The sequence below is a fragment of the Erwinia sp. S38 genome (genome assembly GCF_016624545.1).
GTDB classification, from domain to species: Bacteria; Pseudomonadota; Gammaproteobacteria; order Enterobacterales; family Enterobacteriaceae; genus Erwinia; species Erwinia coffeiphila.
On sequence record NZ_JACVTS010000014.1, the window covers coordinates 72,863 to 90,886 of the forward strand.

At 53.2% G+C, this 18,024-nt stretch carries 20 protein-coding genes and 2 tRNA genes; 12 read left to right on the forward strand and 10 right to left on the reverse strand.

The window, feature by feature from the left end; all coding sequences use genetic code 11:
* Positions 1 to 11: 11 nt before the first annotated feature.
* The 3 genes from rpmA to cgtA all read left to right on the forward strand — a co-directional run bounded on the left by rpmA (position 12) and on the right by cgtA (position 1,890).
* Positions 12 to 269 carry a 50S ribosomal protein L27 gene (gene rpmA, locus IBT46_RS16405; protein ID WP_017349604.1) on the forward strand — a complete coding sequence of 86 codons (258 nt, stop codon included), beginning with the start codon at positions 12 to 14 and terminating at the stop codon, positions 267 to 269.
* A 98-nt stretch (positions 270 to 367) separates the two neighbouring features.
* Complete coding sequence (locus tag IBT46_RS27720; RefSeq protein WP_370569482.1) at positions 368 to 511, forward strand: hypothetical protein; 144 nt, start codon at positions 368 to 370, stop codon at positions 509 to 511.
* Positions 512 to 711: 200 nt separating this feature from the next.
* Positions 712 to 1,890, forward strand: coding sequence for an Obg family GTPase CgtA (gene cgtA / locus IBT46_RS16415; RefSeq protein ID WP_105592933.1), 1,179 nt, complete (start codon positions 712 to 714; stop codon positions 1,888 to 1,890).
* Between the two features lie 45 nt (positions 1,891 to 1,935).
* On the opposite strand, the gene IBT46_RS16420 is transcribed toward cgtA, so the two are convergent.
* From IBT46_RS16420 to dacB, 8 genes are all read right to left on the reverse strand, one after another.
* Positions 1,936 to 2,307 carry a hotdog fold thioesterase gene (locus IBT46_RS16420; protein ID WP_200546548.1) on the reverse strand — a complete coding sequence of 124 codons (372 nt, stop codon included), beginning with the start codon at positions 2,305 to 2,307 and terminating at the stop codon, positions 1,936 to 1,938.
* A gap of 49 nt (positions 2,308 to 2,356) precedes the next feature.
* Entirely contained in the window at positions 2,357 to 3,115 is a 759-nt protein-coding gene (gene dhbA, locus IBT46_RS16425) for a 2,3-dihydro-2,3-dihydroxybenzoate dehydrogenase (RefSeq protein ID WP_200546549.1), read from the reverse strand.
* Positions 3,115 to 3,975: an isochorismatase family protein gene (locus IBT46_RS16430; protein ID WP_200546550.1), complete on the reverse strand. Its 861-nt coding sequence runs from the start codon at positions 3,973 to 3,975 to the stop codon at positions 3,115 to 3,117. Before IBT46_RS16430 ends, dhbA begins: the two co-directional genes overlap by 1 nt.
* 15 nt (positions 3,976 to 3,990) lie before the next feature.
* Positions 3,991 to 5,604: a (2,3-dihydroxybenzoyl)adenylate synthase gene (locus IBT46_RS16435; protein WP_200546551.1), complete on the reverse strand. Its 1,614-nt coding sequence runs from the start codon at positions 5,602 to 5,604 to the stop codon at positions 3,991 to 3,993.
* Positions 5,605 to 5,613: 9 nt separating this feature from the next.
* On the reverse strand, positions 5,614 to 6,789 hold the full coding sequence (locus IBT46_RS16440; protein WP_200546552.1) for an isochorismate synthase: 1,176 nt from the start codon (positions 6,787 to 6,789) through the stop codon (positions 5,614 to 5,616).
* Between the two features lie 258 nt (positions 6,790 to 7,047).
* Entirely contained in the window at positions 7,048 to 8,106 is a 1,059-nt protein-coding gene (gene pmrB, locus IBT46_RS16445) for a two-component system sensor histidine kinase PmrB (protein WP_200546553.1), read from the reverse strand.
* Positions 8,103 to 8,765, reverse strand: a complete 663-nt coding sequence (pmrA, locus tag IBT46_RS16450) for a two-component system response regulator PmrA (protein ID WP_105592939.1) — start codon at positions 8,763 to 8,765, stop codon at positions 8,103 to 8,105. Before pmrA ends, pmrB begins: the two co-directional genes overlap by 4 nt.
* A gap of 3 nt (positions 8,766 to 8,768) precedes the next feature.
* Positions 8,769 to 10,202 (reverse strand): serine-type D-Ala-D-Ala carboxypeptidase, encoded by a 1,434-nt coding sequence (gene dacB, locus IBT46_RS16455; RefSeq protein WP_200546592.1) that lies wholly within the window; start codon positions 10,200 to 10,202, stop codon positions 8,769 to 8,771.
* A 250-nt stretch (positions 10,203 to 10,452) separates the two neighbouring features.
* On the opposite strand from dacB, the gene greA reads away from it, so the two are divergent.
* Positions 10,453 to 10,935, forward strand: coding sequence for a transcription elongation factor GreA (gene greA, locus IBT46_RS16460; protein WP_200546554.1), 483 nt, complete (start codon positions 10,453 to 10,455; stop codon positions 10,933 to 10,935).
* A 143-nt stretch (positions 10,936 to 11,078) separates the two neighbouring features.
* Here the strand turns inward: greA and yhbY are convergent, their stop codons facing one another.
* On the reverse strand, positions 11,079 to 11,372 hold the full coding sequence (gene yhbY / locus IBT46_RS16465) for a ribosome assembly RNA-binding protein YhbY (RefSeq protein ID WP_105592942.1): 294 nt from the start codon (positions 11,370 to 11,372) through the stop codon (positions 11,079 to 11,081).
* Positions 11,373 to 11,499: 127 nt separating this feature from the next.
* Here yhbY and rlmE point away from each other — a divergent pair, with 127 nt between their 5' ends.
* From rlmE to glmM, 4 genes are all read left to right on the forward strand, one after another.
* A complete protein-coding gene (rlmE, locus tag IBT46_RS16470) occupies positions 11,500 to 12,129 on the forward strand; it encodes a 23S rRNA (uridine(2552)-2'-O)-methyltransferase RlmE (protein ID WP_105592943.1) in 630 nt (209 codons plus the stop codon).
* A 113-nt stretch (positions 12,130 to 12,242) separates the two neighbouring features.
* On the forward strand, positions 12,243 to 14,141 hold the full coding sequence (gene ftsH / locus IBT46_RS16475; protein ID WP_234480164.1) for an ATP-dependent zinc metalloprotease FtsH: 1,899 nt from the start codon (positions 12,243 to 12,245) through the stop codon (positions 14,139 to 14,141).
* Between the two features lie 116 nt (positions 14,142 to 14,257).
* The gene (folP, locus tag IBT46_RS16480) at positions 14,258 to 15,094 is read left to right on the forward strand and encodes a dihydropteroate synthase (RefSeq protein WP_200546556.1); all 837 of its coding nucleotides are present in this window, start codon (positions 14,258 to 14,260) and stop codon (positions 15,092 to 15,094) included.
* Between the two features lie 4 nt (positions 15,095 to 15,098).
* A complete protein-coding gene (gene glmM, locus IBT46_RS16485) occupies positions 15,099 to 16,433 on the forward strand; it encodes a phosphoglucosamine mutase (RefSeq protein WP_200546557.1) in 1,335 nt (444 codons plus the stop codon).
* 20 nt (positions 16,434 to 16,453) lie between these two features.
* On the opposite strand, the gene IBT46_RS16490 is transcribed toward glmM, so the two are convergent.
* Positions 16,454 to 16,657 carry a hypothetical protein gene (locus IBT46_RS16490; protein ID WP_200546558.1) on the reverse strand — a complete coding sequence of 68 codons (204 nt, stop codon included), beginning with the start codon at positions 16,655 to 16,657 and terminating at the stop codon, positions 16,454 to 16,456.
* Positions 16,658 to 16,746: 89 nt separating this feature from the next.
* Here IBT46_RS16490 and secG point away from each other — a divergent pair, with 89 nt between their 5' ends.
* From secG to rimP, 4 genes are all read left to right on the forward strand, one after another.
* The gene (gene secG, locus IBT46_RS16495) at positions 16,747 to 17,079 is read left to right on the forward strand and encodes a preprotein translocase subunit SecG (RefSeq protein ID WP_105592949.1); all 333 of its coding nucleotides are present in this window, start codon (positions 16,747 to 16,749) and stop codon (positions 17,077 to 17,079) included.
* A 51-nt stretch (positions 17,080 to 17,130) separates the two neighbouring features.
* A tRNA-Leu gene (locus IBT46_RS16500) sits at positions 17,131 to 17,217 on the forward strand.
* Positions 17,218 to 17,265: 48 nt separating this feature from the next.
* A tRNA-Met gene (locus tag IBT46_RS16505) sits at positions 17,266 to 17,342 on the forward strand.
* A gap of 220 nt (positions 17,343 to 17,562) precedes the next feature.
* On the forward strand, positions 17,563 to 18,015 hold the full coding sequence (rimP, locus tag IBT46_RS16510; protein ID WP_146114134.1) for a ribosome maturation factor RimP: 453 nt from the start codon (positions 17,563 to 17,565) through the stop codon (positions 18,013 to 18,015).
* The last annotated feature ends 9 nt before the right edge of the window (positions 18,016 to 18,024 follow it).

Below are 18,024 nucleotides of genomic sequence, written 5' to 3' on the forward strand. Positions count from 1 at the left end.
AGATCTGACAAATGGCACATAAAAAGGCTGGTGGCTCGACTCGTAACGGTCGTGACTCCAATGCAAAACGTCTGGGCGTAAAACGTTTCGGCGGCGAATCAGTTCTGGCAGGTAGCATCATCGTTCGTCAGCGTGGTACTAAATTCCACGCCGGCACCAACGTTGGCTGCGGTCGTGACCACACCCTGTTTGCAACTGCAGACGGCAAGGTCAAATTCGAAGTTAAAGGCCCGAACAACCGTAAATACATCAGCATCGTTGCTGAGTAAGGTTTTCGAGCCGCAGAGTGATTTTTAAGTCACTTCTTGCTGCGAAATTAAAAGCCCCGCATCTCAGTGCGGGGCTTTTTACATTCTGCCCGTTAGGAATGCTACTGCGTCGACTGGCCTCGCAACAGATCCTGTTTTTGCTGTACACTTTATGTTCAGTGGTGCTGCTGGTGAGGGGTATTCCTTTCATCGAACGGGTGGCACTGGTCGGCGAAAAAGAGACGCTGACGCCTTTACGCTGAAGTTTTCAGAATTATTATCGCCTGGCTGGTTCGAACGCTTTCCATTCCGCCTCTGAAGTTTCAGGGGTCAATCGGAGTGACTGGCGCCCGGCCAGGTGCCATATTTTCCGCAATGGGTCATCGCTTATGGCCACGGCGGAGCAATCCCGTTCCGGTGCAAAGACACTGGGCCACGGGCGAATGAGTGACGGAGAAGTAAAATGAAGTTTGTTGATGAAGCGACGATCCTGGCTGTAGCAGGTGACGGCGGCAATGGTTGCGTCAGTTTCCGTCGTGAGAAGTATATTCCTCGTGGTGGACCGGACGGCGGCGACGGCGGTGACGGCGGCGATGTTTACATGCAGGCCGACGAAAACCTGAATACCCTGATTGACTATCGTTTCGAAAAATCCTTCCGCGCGGAACGGGGTCAAAACGGCCAGAGCCGTGACTGCACCGGTAAACGTGGTAAAGATATCATTATCAAAGTTCCTGTCGGTACGCGCGTTATCGATCAGGGAACGGGTGAAACGCTGGGCGATATGACCCACCATCAGCAGCTGCTGATGGTCGCGAAGGGCGGTTGGCACGGGCTGGGTAACACCCGCTTTAAGTCATCCGTTAACCGTACTCCACGCCAGAAAACAATGGGTACGCCGGGTGAGAAACGTGATCTGCAGCTGGAACTGATGCTGCTGGCTGACGTGGGTATGCTGGGCCTGCCTAACGCGGGTAAATCGACCTTCATCCGCGCCGTATCTGCTGCAAAACCAAAAGTTGCCGATTATCCCTTCACTACCCTGGTACCAAGCCTGGGCGTAGTGCGTATGGATAACGAGCAGAGCTTTGTGGTTGCCGATATTCCGGGCCTGATTGAGGGTGCTTCAGATGGTGCCGGTCTGGGAATTCGCTTCCTGAAGCATCTTGAGCGCTGTCGCGTTCTGCTGCATACCATCGATCTGGCACCGATCGATGAAAGTGACCCGGTGGAAAATGCCCGTGTTATTCTGGGTGAGTTGGAAAAGTACAGCGAGAAACTTTTCCAGAAACCGCGCTGGCTGGTGTTCAATAAGGTGGACCTGCTGGACAGCGAAGAAGCCGAAGCACGTGCTAAGGCGATTGCCGATGCGCTGGGCTGGACCGACAAGTACTACCTGATTTCTGCCGCGAATCGTGTAGGCGTTAATGCATTATGCTGGGACATTATGTCCTTCATGAATGCCAACCCGAAACAAGCTGAACTGGAAGCGAAGCAGCCAGAGAAAGTGGAGTTTATGTGGGACGACTACCATCGTCAGCAGCTGGAAGAAGCACAGCCTGCCGTCGAAGAAGATGATGATTGGGATGATGACTGGGATGATGAAGACGACGAAGGCGTTGAAATTATCTATCAGCGCTAATCTGCGATGAAAACAGGGACGCCATGGCGTCCCTGTTTATTTTCATTAGCCGATAATGGCAGTGGTCAGGCGCGAAATGCAGCATAACCGATCGCGATCGTCAAAGATCTCAATCTGCCATACCTGACTGGTCGTCCCGGCGTGTAAAGCACGACAGACGCCGCGTACCGTACCGCTGAATACGCCCCGCAGATGGCTGGCGCTGATTTCTGTACCTACCACGTTCTGCCCATGCTGCGAACATAGCCAGCCCGCCATCGATCCCAGTGACTCCGCTAAAGCCACCGAAGCACCGCCGTGCAGCAGGCCAAACGGTTGATGGGTACGTGAATCAACCGGCATGGTTGCTTCCAGATGGTCATCGGCCAGTCGAGTGAAGCAGATCCCAAGCCCGGCAATCATATTACCCTGGGCCATTTGGTTCAGCGCCTCAGTATGACTTTGGCGCTTCCACAATGATTTCGGCTTATGCACCGAGCGTAGCCCCACCGTCAACCACAATATCCTGCATGATAATATGGCTGGCGCTCTCGGAAGCCAGGAACATCACCGCACTGGCGATGTCATCAGGGCGGGCAATTTTACCCAGCGGGATGCCCAGTTTGTACTGCTCCGGATAACCCGCAATCATCTGCTGTTCATCTGCCGGGGTTTGCCACAGGCTGCGCTGCATCGCGGTATCCGTTGAACCCGGCGAAACAATATTACAGCGCACGCCATAAGGTGCCATTTCGAGAGCGACGGTCATGCACAGGCTGCGCAGCGCGGCTTTTGAGGCACCGTAAGCCGACATGCCGATACGCGGCGCATGAGCTGCGTTAGAAGCCACCGTGACAATCGCACCGGCACGCTGCTGACGAAATACCGGCAGAGTCTGCTGGAACAGGTTGAAAGCGCCTCCGGCATTAACCGCCAGGCAGGCCTGCCAGTCTGTAAATGCCAGTTCCTCGGTGGAGCCGGTACGTAAAATACCGGCAGCATTGACCAGCACGTCAAGATGTTGGGTATCGGAAAGCACTTTTTCGCAGACGCGCTTCACCTGCCACGGATCGGCGATATCGACGATCTCCCGCTGGAACGGATAATCGCTCTGCGAGAACTGTTTATCAAAGCCGACAACGGAAGCGCCAGCGGCAACAAAAGCCAGCGCGGTGTGGTAGCCGATGCCCTGGCCCGCGCCGGTAACCCAAACCTGCTTACCGGTAAAATCGAAACTGGCGGACATTATGCTGGCTCCCGTGACAGTAACTTCCACCAGCCATCGATACTCGGATCTTTGGCCAGAGAAATAAAATCGATATCGCTATGGATCTGGCGCCAGCGGGCGGCGAGCTCCATCATCCGCACGGAATCAAGACCGTAGTCCACCAGATTATCCGCATCATCCAGATCCTCTGCATCGTCATCCAGCAGCGGCAGCACCAGCGCGCGCAGTTGGGCTTTACTGGCTGGTGTTGTTGCCGGCAGCAGTTCTGAGGTCATCACCACCTTTCCGCTGCGCCCGGCGGTATAGTTCAGCGCCATCATGTGTTCCTCGCGGCTGAAATCTGCCAGCGCGTCGGCAACCATAAACGGTTTAATGTCGCGCATAAATGCATCGGTCGCGGTGGTCAGGCAGCCAATGTGGGCGTAAACGCCGCAAATAATCAGCTGATCCCGCCCGGTTTCTTTAAGGATCGGCTCAAGCGGGGAGCGATGAAAAGCGCTGTAGCGCCATTTCACCAGTACCTGATCCTGTTCATCGGGTGCCAGCGCGCTGACCACTCGCTGCTGATCGGGATGCTTGTTGAGACCGGGGCCCCACATATCATTCAGCAGCGCGCGATCCTGGTCACTCTGCTGGTTGGGTTGGGCGGTGTAAAACACCGGGATGCCCTGAGATTTACAGAACTGACGCAGGCGAGCAACGTTCTCCACTACCTGATCGATCAACGGACTGTTTTCTCCCCAAAAGTTGAGGAAATATTCCTGCATATCATGAATTAACAGCGCCGCACGTGCGGGGTTAAAATCCCACTTCACTTTGTTTACCGGCAGCTCTGCCTGCGTAGGTAGCAGATAGGACTGGAGTTTAGGGATAGCCATGGTCTCTCCTGAAAATTAGAGGCTCTGAGTATGGGCAAGCTGCTGGCGCAGGCGTTTTTTATCTACTTTGCCGACCGGTGTGAGGGGCAGGGAATCAACACATTCGATGCGATCCGGCAGTTTGAACTCCGCCACGCCCAGCTCACGTAGATGGCGGCGAAGCGCCACCGGCTTCAGCACCCCCTGTGCCACAATAAAGGCACAGCTTTTCTCGCCCATCAGACTGTCTTCCATCGAAACCAGCGCGGCGTGGATCACCTGAGCGTGGCGGAGCAGCAGATTTTCGATCTCCTCTGCTGCGATCTTTTCACCACCGCGGTTGATCTGATCCTTTTCACGCCCCTGCACGGTGATATAACCATCGGGAGCGATGGAGATCAGATCGCCAGAGCAGTAAAACCCCTGACGATCGAAGCTGGCGGCATTATGTTCAGGGCTGTTGTAGTAGCCGCGAAACGTGTAGGGGCCACGGGTCATCAGACGTCCGGTTGTTCCGGCTGGGAGCGGATTACCGAACTCATCGGCTACCCAGACCTCGTCATCTTCAGAGATTGGCCTCCCCTGGGTGGTCAGAATATGCTGGCTGTCGTCATCCAGACGGGTGTAATTAACCAGTCCTTCGGCCATACCGAACACCTGTTGCAGCTGGCAGCCGATTTCCGTGGGAATACGAGCAGCAAGTGACTCACTCAGCCTGGCCCCGCCAACCTGCAGCAGAGTCAGCGAAGCCAGGGCGCGATTGCTTCCCCACTCCTGGATAGCCTGTAGCCACAGGCTGACGGCAGGCGGAACCAGTGCGGCGACGTTGACCTGATGTTTTTCGATAAGAGGGAAACAGAGGTTAGCGCTGGGATCATGTGCCAGCACTACACAGCCACCGGCGTAAAAGACACCCAGCGCGCCCGGGGAGCTCATCGCATAGTTATGCGCAGCGGGCAGGGCGCAGAGATAGCGGGTGCTGCGGCTGAACTGACAAATATCAACGCTGCCACGAATGCTGTAGTAGTAATCATTGTGAGTTCGCGGGATGAGTTTCGGCGTACCCGTGCTGCCGCCGGAAAGCTGGAAGAAAGCCACCTCATCTGCCGCAGAAGGTGTTTCTGAGAAGCTTCCGGCTGCCTCATCGGCCATCCCCGCCAGTGACATCGCCACGCCGTGTTCATTGCGTAAGGCGATCACGCTGAGTGCCGGAATAGCCTGTTTGAGCTGCTGCAGATAATCATCATTGCTGAAAAGCGGATGCTGTCGATCGGCAATGAGCAATGAAGGCTGCAGCTGTGACGCGTAGGCGTCCAGCTCGTTACGCTGGTGACTGAACAGCGCATTAACCGGTGCCACACCTATTTTAAGCAGGGCGAAAAACACCATGTAAAAATCCGCGACGTTACCGAGCTGAACCAGGGCGGTATCACCGCTTTTCAGTCCGCGTCGCTGAAGTGCCGCCGCCAGCCGATCGGAAAGTTGTGCCAGCTGCTGATAGCTGTAATGCCGATCGCCTTCGATGACTGCGACAGAAGTATTTTGAGCCTGGCTGTGCAGAATATCCGTCATCGGCCGATCGAGCCAGTAACCCTTCGCGCGATAGCGTGCGGCCAGCTCATCAGGCCAGTGAGTGTAGGGAATAGTCATGATTTACCTTTAATTGAGGCCAAATGCACGCAGCATGGTATTCAGTTTGACGCCGGTCTCACGCCATTCGGATTCAGGCGTTGAGTCGGGAACAATTCCCGCCCCGGCAAACAGACGAACCCGGTTTCCGGCAACTTTCCCGCAGCGGATAGTGACCACCCACTCGCCGTTGCCATGTTCATCGCACCAGCCGACAATGCCGCCGAACAAATCACGCTCGAAGGGTTCAAGTTTGGCGATCATCTGCATCGCGCTGGCATGAGGATATCCGCTCAGCGCCGGAGTTGGATGCAGCAGGCAGGCCAGCGAAAGCGCGTTTTCCGCCGCATGATTGACTTCACCCTCTATCGGGGTACCGAGATGCCAAAGCGTGCCGGTGGTCAGCAGCTCCGGTTCCGCAGGGATGGCGAGGCGCTTGCTGCGCGATTGCAGCACATGACGCAGAGCATCGATCACCAGCTGATGTTCATAGCGGTCTTTTTGCGACTTCATCAGTTGCTGACCGGCCGCGCGATCCCGTTCGCAGTCGCTGTCCCGCTTTGCCGAGCCCGCCAGCGGGTGGGTGTAGTAGCGGCGATCGTGCATGCGCAGCAGCAGTTCCGGGCTGGCTCCCAGCAGCGACCCACCTTGCGCAAGCGGTACGTGAAAATTGTAGCTAGTGGGGTTTTGCGCGATGAGCTGTTGCATCAGGCCAGTCATGTCGACCGGTTTTTCCGTGACGATGTCCATCAGGCGCGAGAGCACGACCTTATCCAGCTGCGAGGAAGCCGTGGCCGTAATAGCTTCGCTGACCATTCGCATAAATTCAGGCTGCTCAGGTAGTGCAGTACGCCGCAGAATGTCGTTATGTGATGAGCCGTGAGTCTGTACCTGCCGCTGAAAGCTGCTGCGGTCAAAAAAGTGGCTGGTTTCAGGGATAAACAGAGCTGAAGGCTGGCGGACATCAAAAGGGATTGCCCCCACAACGACCGGATGACGTATTCCCTGACGTTTTGCTTCTGACAGATGATGCCGGATATCGTGTTGAAAACGACCCGCCAGCATCTCACCTTCATATGCCGGCGTATTGATAGTGGTAAAGCAACCTTTCGCTGCGAGACTGCGCCAGGGAGACATAAAGAAAAAGCCACTGGCGGCAGCATCTGCGGCAAATTGCAGCGTGCTTTCTGAGGTTAACAATTCCATTCTACGTCCTTATTTAAAGGATAAACTAAGTAAGAATTATTATCATTTGCTTTCAGGGCCAGTAAGCTACGTTGAATGCTTCTAAGTGTCAATAAAGGTAAATTGATTTATTAGGCTCGTACTCGTGAGGGAATAGTCGCTTTTTACACTATTTTCAGCGGTTTTTCGTTGATCTGACAGGGTAATTACAGGTGATCGACTTTTAACGGGTTAGCGTTGCTAATTGAAATTCCAGAATGTTCTGTAAGAATTGCTGGCTCAGTTGAGCTGCTGCGGGAACCTGCATTGGGCATCAAGCCCGCTACGATCGGTGCGATTAGTCAGGCTTAGCTGGCCGTGGTGGAGTTGTACTATGCGCTGAACGATATTCAGACCCAGGCCGCTGCCGCCAAACCGCTGATCCATTCGGCGGAACGCTTTCACCACTTCCTGAACCTCGCTGGCATCAATGCCAGGGCCTTCATCACGCACGGTCACTATGCTACCGCTTTCGCTGGATGTGACTATCAACATGATAATGCTGCCCTGTGGGCTGTAGCGCGAAGCGTTCTCCAACAGATTACGTAGCATCAGGCGCAGCAGTACGGCATCACCCTGCACGCGGCTGCCGTCGCTGGTATCGTCAACAACAAGTCGTTGCTGGTTAAGCGCCAGCATCTCTTCCATCTCCTGACGCAGTGGCTGAATCACTTCTTGCCAGCTTAGAGTCTGGTAGTGACCACTTACCATCATTTGTCCGGCTCGCGACAGCATCAGCAGCTGCTCGATAACATGCATCAGCTGATCGACCCGTGCGACCAGCATCGTACCCAACGGGTTGCCGTCCTGCTCCAACAGCTCCAGGTGCAGCCGCAAGCCAGCCAGCGGGGTACGTAATTCATGAGCCGCATCTGCCGTAAACAGCCGCTCCTGCTGCAGTGTATGGTCCAGGCGCGCCAATAGCTGATTCAGTGCGCCGGTAACCGCCACAATTTCATCCATATCCGAATGCAGCGGCAAGGGGGTCAGGTTGTCCGCAGAGCGTGAGGCCAGGCTGCTTTGCAGCGAGCGCAGAGGTCGAATTATCCAGCTGATTGCCCAGAAGGAGAGCAGAAGGGTAAAGCACACCATCACCAGGGACGGCAGCAGCAGCGAGGCAATGGCTTCGCGGATCTCATTTTCGACATGCTCATTGCGAGCATGATTAGTTAGCGTTTCATTTACCAGAAAACTGATTTGCTCCCGGCTTTCATGCCACAGCCAAAATGCACTCATCAGCTGACAGCTCAGCAGAATTAGCGCCAGCATAATCAATAAACGCCGACGCATGCTGTTCATTCGCGCTCTTCCAAACGATAACCGACGCCGCGAACGGTTTTGATGCGATCTTTGCCAAGTTTGCGTCGAAGATTATGGATATGTACTTCAAGTGTGTTCGAACTGGTGTCATCCTGCCAGCTGTAGAGATCCTGCTGTAGCGTTTCGCGATGAACCGTCTGGCCCAGGCGCATCAGCAGGCGAGTCAACAGGGCGAACTCCTTTGGCGTGACTTCAACGGGGAGATTCTCGACGGCCACCTGCTGAGATGTGAGATTTAGCGTAATGTCGCCGCGCTCCAGCAGATTATCGCTGTGGCCCTGATAGCGGCGAATCAGCGCCCGAACGCGGGCTTTCAGTTCAGCCAGTGCAAACGGCTTCACCAGATAGTCGTCAGCACCGGCATCCAGCCCTTCAACTCGATCTTCCAGCGCGTCACGTGCCGTCAGGATCAGCACCGGCAAATCGTTCTGTTCTTTACGCCACTGACGCAGCAGTTCGGTACCGTCACGATCGGGCAAACCGAGATCCAACACGATCAGGCTGTACTGGCCGCTGCGCAGGAATGCGACCGCCTGGGTCGCATTTGCCGCACAGTCCACAGCGTAACCTTCTCCGGTCATGGCCAGAGTCAGGCCTTTTTGTAGCAGTTCATCGTCCTCAACAATTAATATTTTCAATGATTAATTATTCCGGTAAACGTCCTTATACAGACGACTTTCAAAGCGAACCAGCGGAATGCGGCGCTGGCGTTGATCTTCCGGCGGCACGGCATAACCGGAGAGGAACTGTACAAAGGCCACACGTTGCCCGCTGGCGGTGGTCATAAATCCGGCCAGGTTATACACACCCTGCAATGAACCGGTTTTGGCGGAGACTTTGCCGTCAACGCCCGCTTCATGCAGCCCGCCGCGATAGCGCAGCGTGCCATCATAACCGGCCAGCGGCAGCATCGAGATGATATTGAGCTGCTGATCGTTCTGTGCGATATATTGCAGTACCTGCATCATGGTTGCAGGAGAAATCAGATCGTGGCGGGATAGCCCGGAGCCGTCTACCTGAATACTGTTGCCGAGATCGATATTGGCTTTCTGACGCAGGATTTGGCGCACTGCATCCGAGCCGGCGCGCCAGGTACCCGGGACGTTAAAGCGTTCATGACCAATCGTACGGAATACGGTATCCGCAATCATGTTATCTGACTTTTTCAGCATAATTTTCAGCAGGTCGCGAAGCGGCGCCGACTGAGTTTGTGCCAGTACGGTTCCTGGCTGGGTGACCTGAGTCTGGCGTATCAGATGGCCACTGTAATCAATACCCGCATTTTGCAGTTCAGATTTCAGGATCGCACCAGCGTAGCTCGCACCATCCTGGATAGCGAAAGCCAGCGGCAATGGCTCAGAACGCTGGGTAAGGCAGCCGGTTAGCGTAAAGCGATTCAGTTCACCCGGAACGACATCCAGTTCACAATACTGCGCGTCTGCCGATCCTCTGGCCAGCGTTCTGACTTCGCTGAACATATTGACTGGATACCAGGAGGCCACGCGAATAAAGGCTTTTTCCCCCGGGGTCGGAGCGCTGTAGAGTGAAACCGAGAAGCAGTTACGGTCTACGATTGCAGCACCCGGCGGTGCACTGAAGCACTGGGTCATATCGTTCCACGGCCAGCCGGGGGCTTTATCGTGGCTGGCAAAAACCGAGGTATCAATCACCAGATTGCCGGCAATGTGTTCTACACCCTGTTTTTTCAGGTTCGTGACCATATTACGGAGATCCTGGCGCGTTAACGCTGGGTCACCACCGAAACGGGCAACCAAATCGCCGCGCAGCGTATTGCCGCTAATGCTACCCTTGCTTTCCAACTGAGTGTTGAAGCGGTAATCAGGGCCCAGTTGTAACATAGCGGCCAGCGCTGTAATCACCTTCATTGTGCTGGCAGGCAGCGCCATCTGCTGGCTGTGATAATCAATAGAGGGCGTTGTCGCCCCAATTTTTTGCACTACGAGCGCCAGGTTTGCGCCGTCGGGAAGGTACTGGGTGTAGTCTTCGACGGGGGCTGCCTGTGCCTGCAGCATAAAAGCGCAGCTAAGGCCGGTAACAATTCGTGAAAATCGCATAATCTCGCGGTAACTGACAGGTGATGCTGTCATACTACGGTGCATTGCGGTGGAAAGTAAACGATGACCCCCAGGGAACTCTGGGGTAAAATACGTATCAAATTGAAAAATAGATCCTGACCTGGAGTTTACTCCGGGTCAGGTTTCTTTTGTTTTAAATCAGTAGAAAGCGGCGCAGAACGCCTTTTTCTGCATACCATCCGTCAGGACGACGACACTTTGAACAGGAAAGATTTTAAGAGGTATTGAGATGAATCAGATTCCGATGACGTTAAAAGGCGCAGAGAAACTGCGCGAAGAGCTGGAAGAGCTCAAAACGGTAAAACGCCCCAGGATTATTGCCTCAATTGCTGAAGCGCGGGAGCACGGTGACCTGAAGGAAAATGCGGAATATCATGCTGCTCGCGAAGAGCAGGGATTCTGCGAGGGCCGTATCCAGGAAATTGAATCAAAGCTTTCTAATGCCCAGGTGATTGATGTCACAAAAATGGCTGGCAACGCTAACGGCCGGGTGATTTTTGGTGCCACCGTTACCGTGTTAAATGTGGATAGTGATGAAGAGTCTACCTATCGTATTGTGGGTGATGACGAAGCTAACTTTAAGCAAAATCTTATCTCGATCAATTCACCGATGGCGCGTGGCCTGGTCGGTAAGGTTGTTGATGATGTTGCTATCATCAAAACGCCGGGCGGCGACGTGGAATATGAAGTGTTAAACGTCCAGTATCTCTGATATTGACTTTCCTCATTATGGATGAGGGTTTTGTAAAGATAAGAAAAAGGCCGCACTGCGGCCTTTTATCGGAATGAGGAGCGTGGCACTTTCTCCTGACCTGAGTTTGTTCGGAAAGGCCGGTCAGCTGACCAGCCCCCCCCTCAGCGCGGAATGGAGATCTTGCGTTCCTTCGTTGGACGGTACAGCACCAGCGTCTTGCCGATTACCTGCACATTAACTGCACCGGTTTCGCGCACGATAGCTTCAACCACCAGGGTTTTCGTCTCACGGTCTTCCGTGGCGATTTTCACCTTGATGAGTTCATGGTGCTCCAGTGCATGTTCGATCTCGGCCAGCACTCCCTCGGTCAAGCCGTTGTTGCCCAGCATGACTACTGGCTTCAGCGGATGGGCCAGACCTTTCAGGTGCTGTTTTTGTTTGGTACTCAGATTCATCGTATTTTTTACTTACATTGGGATTGAAAACGGGTCATTCTACCGCCATCTCGAGTGTATCACCAAATCGGCTTCGCTGATTTGTGCGGTTATTTATCGCGAACAATGAATCATAGTTGGAAATTGTATGACTGGTAAAAAGCGTTCGGCCAGTTCCAGCCGCTGGCTACAGGAACACTTTAGCGATAAATATGTGCTTCAGGCGCAGAAAAAAGGGTTGCGTTCGCGCGCCTGGTTTAAACTGGATGAAATACAGCAGGGTGACAAACTTTTCAAACCCGGTATGACCGTGGTTGACCTCGGTGCGGCTCCGGGCGGTTGGTCACAGTATGTGGTAACGCAGATTGGGTCAAAAGGTCGTGTTATTGCCTGTGATATCCTACCGATGGACCCCATTGTTGGCGTCGACTTTCTTCAGGGCGATTTTCGTGACGAAAGCGTACTGAAAACTCTGCTGGAACGTGTGGGTGAGACTAAAGTTCAGGTTGTGATGTCGGATATGGCACCCAACATGACGGGTACGCCTGCTGTTGATATTCCCCGGTCGATGTATTTATGTGAGCTTGCCCTGGATATGTGTCGTGACGTATTGGCACCCGGTGGCAGCTTTTTAGTAAAGGTGTTTCAGGGAGATGGTTTTGAAGAATACCTGCGGGAAATTCGCTCCCTGTTTACGAAAGTAAAAATTCGTAAGCCGGACGCTTCACGTTCTCGTTCGCGTGAAGTGTATATTGTAGCGACAGGGCGCAAACTGTAACCATCATCGCCGGATTAGCCGCAGTTTTGCAGCGATTCCAAGTGTGAAGGATATGTAGTACCCTACGCTGTCTGTTAACACAGTTGTAATAAGAGGTTAATCCCTTGAGTGACATGGCGAAAAACCTAATTCTCTGGTTAGTCATCGCAGTTGTGCTGATGTCTGTATTCCAGAGCTTTGGGCCCAGCGAGTCGAATGGCCGTAGGGTTGATTACTCAACCTTCCTGTCTGAAGTGAACCAGGATCAGGTCCGCGAGGCACGTATTAACGGGCGTGAAATTAACGTAACCAAAAAAGATAGTAATCGCTACACGACCTACATTCCCGTCAACGATCCCAAGTTACTCGATAACCTGTTGACTAAAAATGTGAAAGTAGTCGGTGAACCACCGGAAGAGCCAAGCCTGTTGGCTTCGATCTTTATCTCATGGTTCCCTATGCTGTTACTGATTGGTGTCTGGATCTTCTTTATGCGGCAGATGCAGGGCGGAGGCGGCAAGGGCGCGATGTCCTTCGGCAAAAGCAAAGCCCGCATGCTGACAGAAGATCAGATTAAAACCACCTTTGCTGACGTTGCAGGCTGCGACGAAGCGAAAGAGGAAGTGGGCGAGCTGGTTGAATACCTGCGCGAGCCTAGCCGTTTCCAGAAGCTGGGCGGTAAAATTCCGAAAGGCGTACTGATGGTCGGTCCTCCGGGTACCGGTAAAACCCTGCTGGCGAAAGCGATTGCAGGCGAAGCTAAAGTGCCTTTCTTCACCATCTCTGGCTCTGACTTTGTTGAAATGTTCGTTGGTGTGGGTGCATCCCGCGTACGCGATATGTTTGAACAAGCTAAGAAAGCCGCGCCGTGCATTATCTTCATCGATGAAATCGATGCGGTAGGTCGTCAGCGCGGTGCAGGTCTGGGCGGTGGTCACGATGAGCGTGAACAGACGCTGAACCAGATGCTGGTTGAGATGGATGGTTTTGAAGGTAACGAAGGCATCATTGTTATTGCCGCTACCAACCGTCCAGATGTGCTTGACCCTGCACTGCTGCGTCCGGGTCGCTTCGACCGTCAGGTTGTCGTTGGATTACCGGATGTTCGTGGTCGTGAGCAGATCATGAAAGTGCACATGCGCCGTGTACCGCTGGCACCAGATATCGATGCGGCAATCATTGCCCGCGGTACCCCTGGCTTCTCCGGTGCAGATCTGGCTAACCTTGTTAACGAAGCGGCGCTGTTTGCAGCCCGTGGTAACAAGCGCGTGGTGTCGATGGTTGAATTCGAAAAAGCGAAAGACAAAATCATGATGGGTGCAGAACGTCGCTCCATGGTGATGACTGAAGCTCAAAAAGAATCAACCGCTTACCATGAAGCAGGGCACGCCATTGTGGGTACGCTGGTTCCGGGTTATGACCCGGTGCACAAAGTCACCATCATTCCTCGTGGCAGAGCGCTGGGCGTAGCCTTCTTCCTGCCGGAAGGGGACGAAATCAGTGCCAATCGTCAGAAGCTGGAAAGCCGAATTTCCGTGGCCTACGGTGGACGTCTGGCTGAAGAGATCATCTACGGTTCGGATTATGTTTCTACCGGCGCGTCGTCTGATATCAAAATGGCGACCAGCGTTGCGCGTAACATGGTTACTCAGTGGGGCTTCTCTGAAAAGCTGGGTCCATTGCTTTATGCTGAAGAGGAAGGTGAAGTGTTCCTCGGCCGTTCAGTGGCTAAGGCTAAGCATATGTCCGACGAAACGGCACGTATCATCGATCAGGAAGTTAAAAAACTGATTGATACTAACTATGCTCGTGCTCGCCGCATTCTGGACGAAAATATGGACATTCTTCATGCGATGAAAGATGCGCTGATGAAGTATGAAACCATTGATGCTCCTCAGATCAGCGATCTGATGGCGCGTCGTGAGGTTCGTCCGCCAGCGGGCTGGGAAGGGCCAGTTAATATTGAGAAAACAGCAGCGCCTCAGGCATCTCGCCCGAACGACGATATGCCAGGTTCAGATAAAATCGTGTGATAGCGGTGTGGCGGAAACCTGATGGAGTCCGCCAGATTGCAGTCAATATGCTGTTATAATGCAAACCCCGGCTATGGTCGGGGTTTTTTTATATCTACTATTGGAGACTGTTTGTTATGAAGCTGTACGCCAGAGATACCGTACTCGACCTCTCACATCCGCATGTGATGGGTATCCTGAACGTCACTCCCGATTCGTTTTCAGATGGCGGAAAGCATAACGAACTGATCCATGCTCTGACCCACGCTAACGAGATGATTAACGCCGGTGCCACGATTATTGATGTCGGCGGAGAGTCGACCCGTCCCGGCGCCAAAGACGTCAGCGTGGAAGAGGAGCTGGAGCGCGTTATTTCTGTGGTAGAGGCGATTGCACAGCGTTTTGAGGTGTGGATATCGGTGGATACCTCTAAACCCGAGGTCATCCGCGAATCTGCCCGCGCGGGAGCGCACATTATCAATGATATTCGTTCACTCCAGGAACCGGGAGCGCTTGAAGCCGCCGCTGAAACCGGGCTGCCGGTATGCCTGATGCATATGCAGGGCGAACCGAAAACCATGCAGCAGTCACCGCACTATCAGAACATTCTGCGCGATGTTGATGACTTTTTCGTTCAGCATATTGCCCGATGCGAAGCGGCAGGGATAAAAAAATCACAGCTGCTGCTCGACCCGGGTTTTGGTTTCGGTAAGAATCTTTCCCATAATTATCAACTTCTGGCGCACCTGGCCGACTATCATCACTTTGGCCTGCCGCTATTAGTCGGCATGTCACGTAAAAGTATGATTGGCCAGCTGCTGAACGTGGGTCCCGGGCAGCGTTTAACCGGCAGCATCGCCTGTGCGGTGATTGCTGCTATGCAGGGGGCTCATATTTTGCGCGTACACGATGTAAAAGAAACCGTAGAGGCGATGCGCGTCGTCGAAGCGACACAGTCAGCGAAGGAAGAATAACGTTATGAGCAACCGCAAGTATTTTGGTACCGATGGCATTCGTGGCAAAGTGGGTGAATATCCCATCACTCCTGATTTTGTGCTGAAACTTGGCTGGGCTGCCGGAAAGGTGCTGGCACGCCACGGTTCGAAGAAAATTATCATCGGGAAAGATACGCGTATCTCTGGCTATATGCTGGAATCTGCGCTGGAAGCGGGTCTGGCCGCAGCCGGATTGTCAGCCGCGTTTACCGGGCCAATGCCTACGCCTGCGGTGGCCTACCTGACACGCGCATTCCGTGCCGAAGCGGGTATTGTTATCTCTGCCTCTCATAATCCGTTCGATGATAACGGCATTAAGTTCTTTTCCACCGAGGGCACCAAGCTGCCGGATGAAGTGGAAGAGGCGATTGAAGCCGAGATGGAAAAGCCGATTACCTGCGTTGAATCTATCGAACTGGGACGCGCCAGCCGTATTGTTGATGCCGCCGGGCGCTACATCGAGTTTTGCAAAGGAACCTTCCCGAGCGAGTTAAGCCTTAACGGATTAAAAATCGTGGTGGATTGCGCGAACGGCGCGACGTATCACATTGCGCCTAATGTGCTGCGTGAACTGGGTGCAGACGTCATCTCGATTGGCGTGCAGCCTGACGGGATGAACATTAATAAAGAGTGCGGTGCAACCGATCTGCGCCTGTTACAGGAGCGTGTACTGGCTGAGAAAGCCGATCTGGGACTGGCCTACGACGGTGATGGCGACCGTATCATGATGGTTGATCATCTTGGGCAGAAGGTTGATGGCGATCAGATCCTCTATATCATCGCCCGTGAGGGCTTACGCCAGGGGCAACTGCGCGGTGGTGTTGTCGGTACGCTGATGAGCAATATGGGCCTGGAGCTGGCGCTTAAACAGCTTGGTATCCCGTTTGCCCGGGCGAAAGTGGGTGACCGATACGTACTGGAAAAGCTGAAGGAAAAAGGCTGGCGTCTTGGCGCTGAGAATTCAGGCCACGTAATCCTGCTTGATAAGACGACCACCGGCGACGGTGTGGTTGCAGGTTTGCAAGTACTAACTGCGATGGTCCGCAATCATATGACTTTGCACGATCTGTGTAGTGGAATGAAGCTGCTGCCACAGATTCTGGTTAACGTGCGCTTCAGTGGCGAAAACGATCCGCTGGAAGATGCACAGGTTAAAGCGGTAACCAGTGAAGTGGAAGCTGAGCTGAAAGGGCGTGGTCGTGTGCTGCTGCGTAAATCCGGCACCGAACCGTTGATCCGTATAATGGTGGAAGGTGAGGACGAAGCTCAGGTTACCGCACTTGCCCACCGTATTGCCGATGCGGTGAAAGCCGTATAATCCGGAGCGGGGCCGGACATTCACTTCGGCCCCTGTTTCAGGTCTTGTTCTATCGTACAAAACGGCGTTCTTTTTGTTTTTTGTCTGGTCGTTTTTTTGTGAAAAATCATTGATGAATAGCGTGTTTTTTCTCCATAAATTGGTCTTTTGCCGCTTTTTTCTGCAATCAGTGTGATGTTGTAAAATTGCCCTTGCACGGAAGAGCGCCTTTGGTTAGTATTCACACCCGCTTCTGATGGGTAGTGGTTCACTATCGATTTAACTGGTTTGAAGCTTTTAATGCACATCTAACGTGCAAGGAAGAAGGTTGATTATGTACGAAGCTCTTTTAGTAGTTTTCCTTATTGTGGCAATCGGCCTTGTTGGTCTGATCATGCTGCAGCAAGGTAAAGGCGCTGATATGGGAGCATCATTTGGTGCAGGCGCTTCTGGTACACTGTTTGGTTCTAACGGTTCAGGTAACTTCATGACCCGTATGACTGCAGTGCTGGCAACCCTGTTCTTCATTATCAGCTTGATCCTGGGTAACCTTAATAGCAACAAAACTCAGAAAGGAAGCGAGTGGGAAAATCTGACTCAGCCAGCACAGTCTCAACAGACTGCGCCAGCTAAACCGGCAGCGCCGGGCAGTGATATCCCGCAGTAAGACCTGAGTTACATTTCGACGCGATAGAAATAAAAAAATCGCAACTTTAGTGCCGTGGTGGTGGAATTGGTAGACACGCTACCTTGAGGTGGTAGTGCCCGCATGGGCTTACGGGTTCAAGTCCCGTCCTCGGTACCAAATCTCAGTTTTGCTTGCAATTTGTGCAAGTTTTGCGTAGTATTCGGACGCGGGGTGGAGCAGCCTGGTAGCTCGTCGGGCTCATAACCCGAAGGTCGTCGGTTCAAATCCGGCCCCCGCAACCACTTTCCCTAAGAGTTCTTTTTCAAATATACTGTATGCACAGAACGGCGCGTTTACAGCGAATTTTGAAAAAAATTCTTTTGGATTTTGGATTGTGCCGAGCCGCAGCTATTGCGGTATACAGGGTCCAGTCGCATAAAGCCCCGAATTTTCGGGGTTTTTTGTTATCAGGAAACAGTAACACTGGGCTATAGGCCCTTTTTTTATGTCTTGGGGGTGGGATTGTCCACATTAGAGCAAAAATTAACAGAGCTGATTTCAGCACCGGTAGAAGCGCTTGGCTACGAACTGGTAGGTATTGAGTTTGTACGCGGTCGCACATCCACCCTGCGCATCTATATTGATAGTGAAGATGGCATCAATGTTGATGATTGCGCTGATGTGAGCCACCAGGTTAGCGCGGTGATGGACGTTGAAGATCCGATTACTGTGCCATACAACCTTGAAGTCTCTTCACCTGGTCTTGACCGTCCAATGTTTACCGCAGATCATTACGTACGTTTTACTGGTGAAGAAGTCAGCCTGGTTCTGCGTATGGCGGTACAGAACCGCCGCAAATGGCAGGGCATCATTAAATCTGTCGAAGGTGAAATGATAACCGTTGCCGTTGAGGGTAACGACGAAGTGTTCGCACTGAGCAACATCCAGAAGGCGAACCTGGTTCCCCACTTTTAAAAGTCCGGA

What these genes read in the sequence shown, in the direction of transcription:
- rpmA (WP_017349604.1), top strand. Translation starts at nt 12, where the DNA reads ATGGCACATAAAAAGGCTGGTGGCTCGACTCGTAACGGTCGTGACTCC.
- IBT46_RS27720 (WP_370569482.1), top strand. Translation starts at nt 368, where the DNA reads ATGCTACTGCGTCGACTGGCCTCGCAACAGATCCTGTTTTTGCTGTAC.
- cgtA (WP_105592933.1), top strand. Translation starts at nt 712, where the DNA reads ATGAAGTTTGTTGATGAAGCGACGATCCTGGCTGTAGCAGGTGACGGC.
- IBT46_RS16420 (WP_200546548.1), bottom strand. Translation starts at nt 2,307, where the DNA reads ATGGCCCAGGGTAATATGATTGCCGGGCTTGGGATCTGCTTCACTCGA.
- dhbA (WP_200546549.1), bottom strand. Translation starts at nt 3,115, where the DNA reads ATGTCCGCCAGTTTCGATTTTACCGGTAAGCAGGTTTGGGTTACCGGC.
- IBT46_RS16430 (WP_200546550.1), bottom strand. Translation starts at nt 3,975, where the DNA reads ATGGCTATCCCTAAACTCCAGTCCTATCTGCTACCTACGCAGGCAGAG.
- IBT46_RS16435 (WP_200546551.1), bottom strand. Translation starts at nt 5,604, where the DNA reads ATGACTATTCCCTACACTCACTGGCCTGATGAGCTGGCCGCACGCTAT.
- IBT46_RS16440 (WP_200546552.1), bottom strand. Translation starts at nt 6,789, where the DNA reads ATGGAATTGTTAACCTCAGAAAGCACGCTGCAATTTGCCGCAGATGCT.
- pmrB (WP_200546553.1), bottom strand. Translation starts at nt 8,106, where the DNA reads ATGAACAGCATGCGTCGGCGTTTATTGATTATGCTGGCGCTAATTCTG.
- dacB (WP_200546592.1), bottom strand. Translation starts at nt 10,202, where the DNA reads ATGCGATTTTCACGAATTGTTACCGGCCTTAGCTGCGCTTTTATGCTG.
- greA (WP_200546554.1), top strand. Translation starts at nt 10,453, where the DNA reads ATGAATCAGATTCCGATGACGTTAAAAGGCGCAGAGAAACTGCGCGAA.
- yhbY (WP_105592942.1), bottom strand. Translation starts at nt 11,372, where the DNA reads ATGAATCTGAGTACCAAACAAAAACAGCACCTGAAAGGTCTGGCCCAT.
- rlmE (WP_105592943.1), top strand. Translation starts at nt 11,500, where the DNA reads ATGACTGGTAAAAAGCGTTCGGCCAGTTCCAGCCGCTGGCTACAGGAA.
- ftsH (WP_234480164.1), top strand. Translation starts at nt 12,243, where the DNA reads ATGGCGAAAAACCTAATTCTCTGGTTAGTCATCGCAGTTGTGCTGATG.
- folP (WP_200546556.1), top strand. Translation starts at nt 14,258, where the DNA reads ATGAAGCTGTACGCCAGAGATACCGTACTCGACCTCTCACATCCGCAT.
- glmM (WP_200546557.1), top strand. Translation starts at nt 15,099, where the DNA reads ATGAGCAACCGCAAGTATTTTGGTACCGATGGCATTCGTGGCAAAGTG.
- secG (WP_105592949.1), top strand. Translation starts at nt 16,747, where the DNA reads ATGTACGAAGCTCTTTTAGTAGTTTTCCTTATTGTGGCAATCGGCCTT.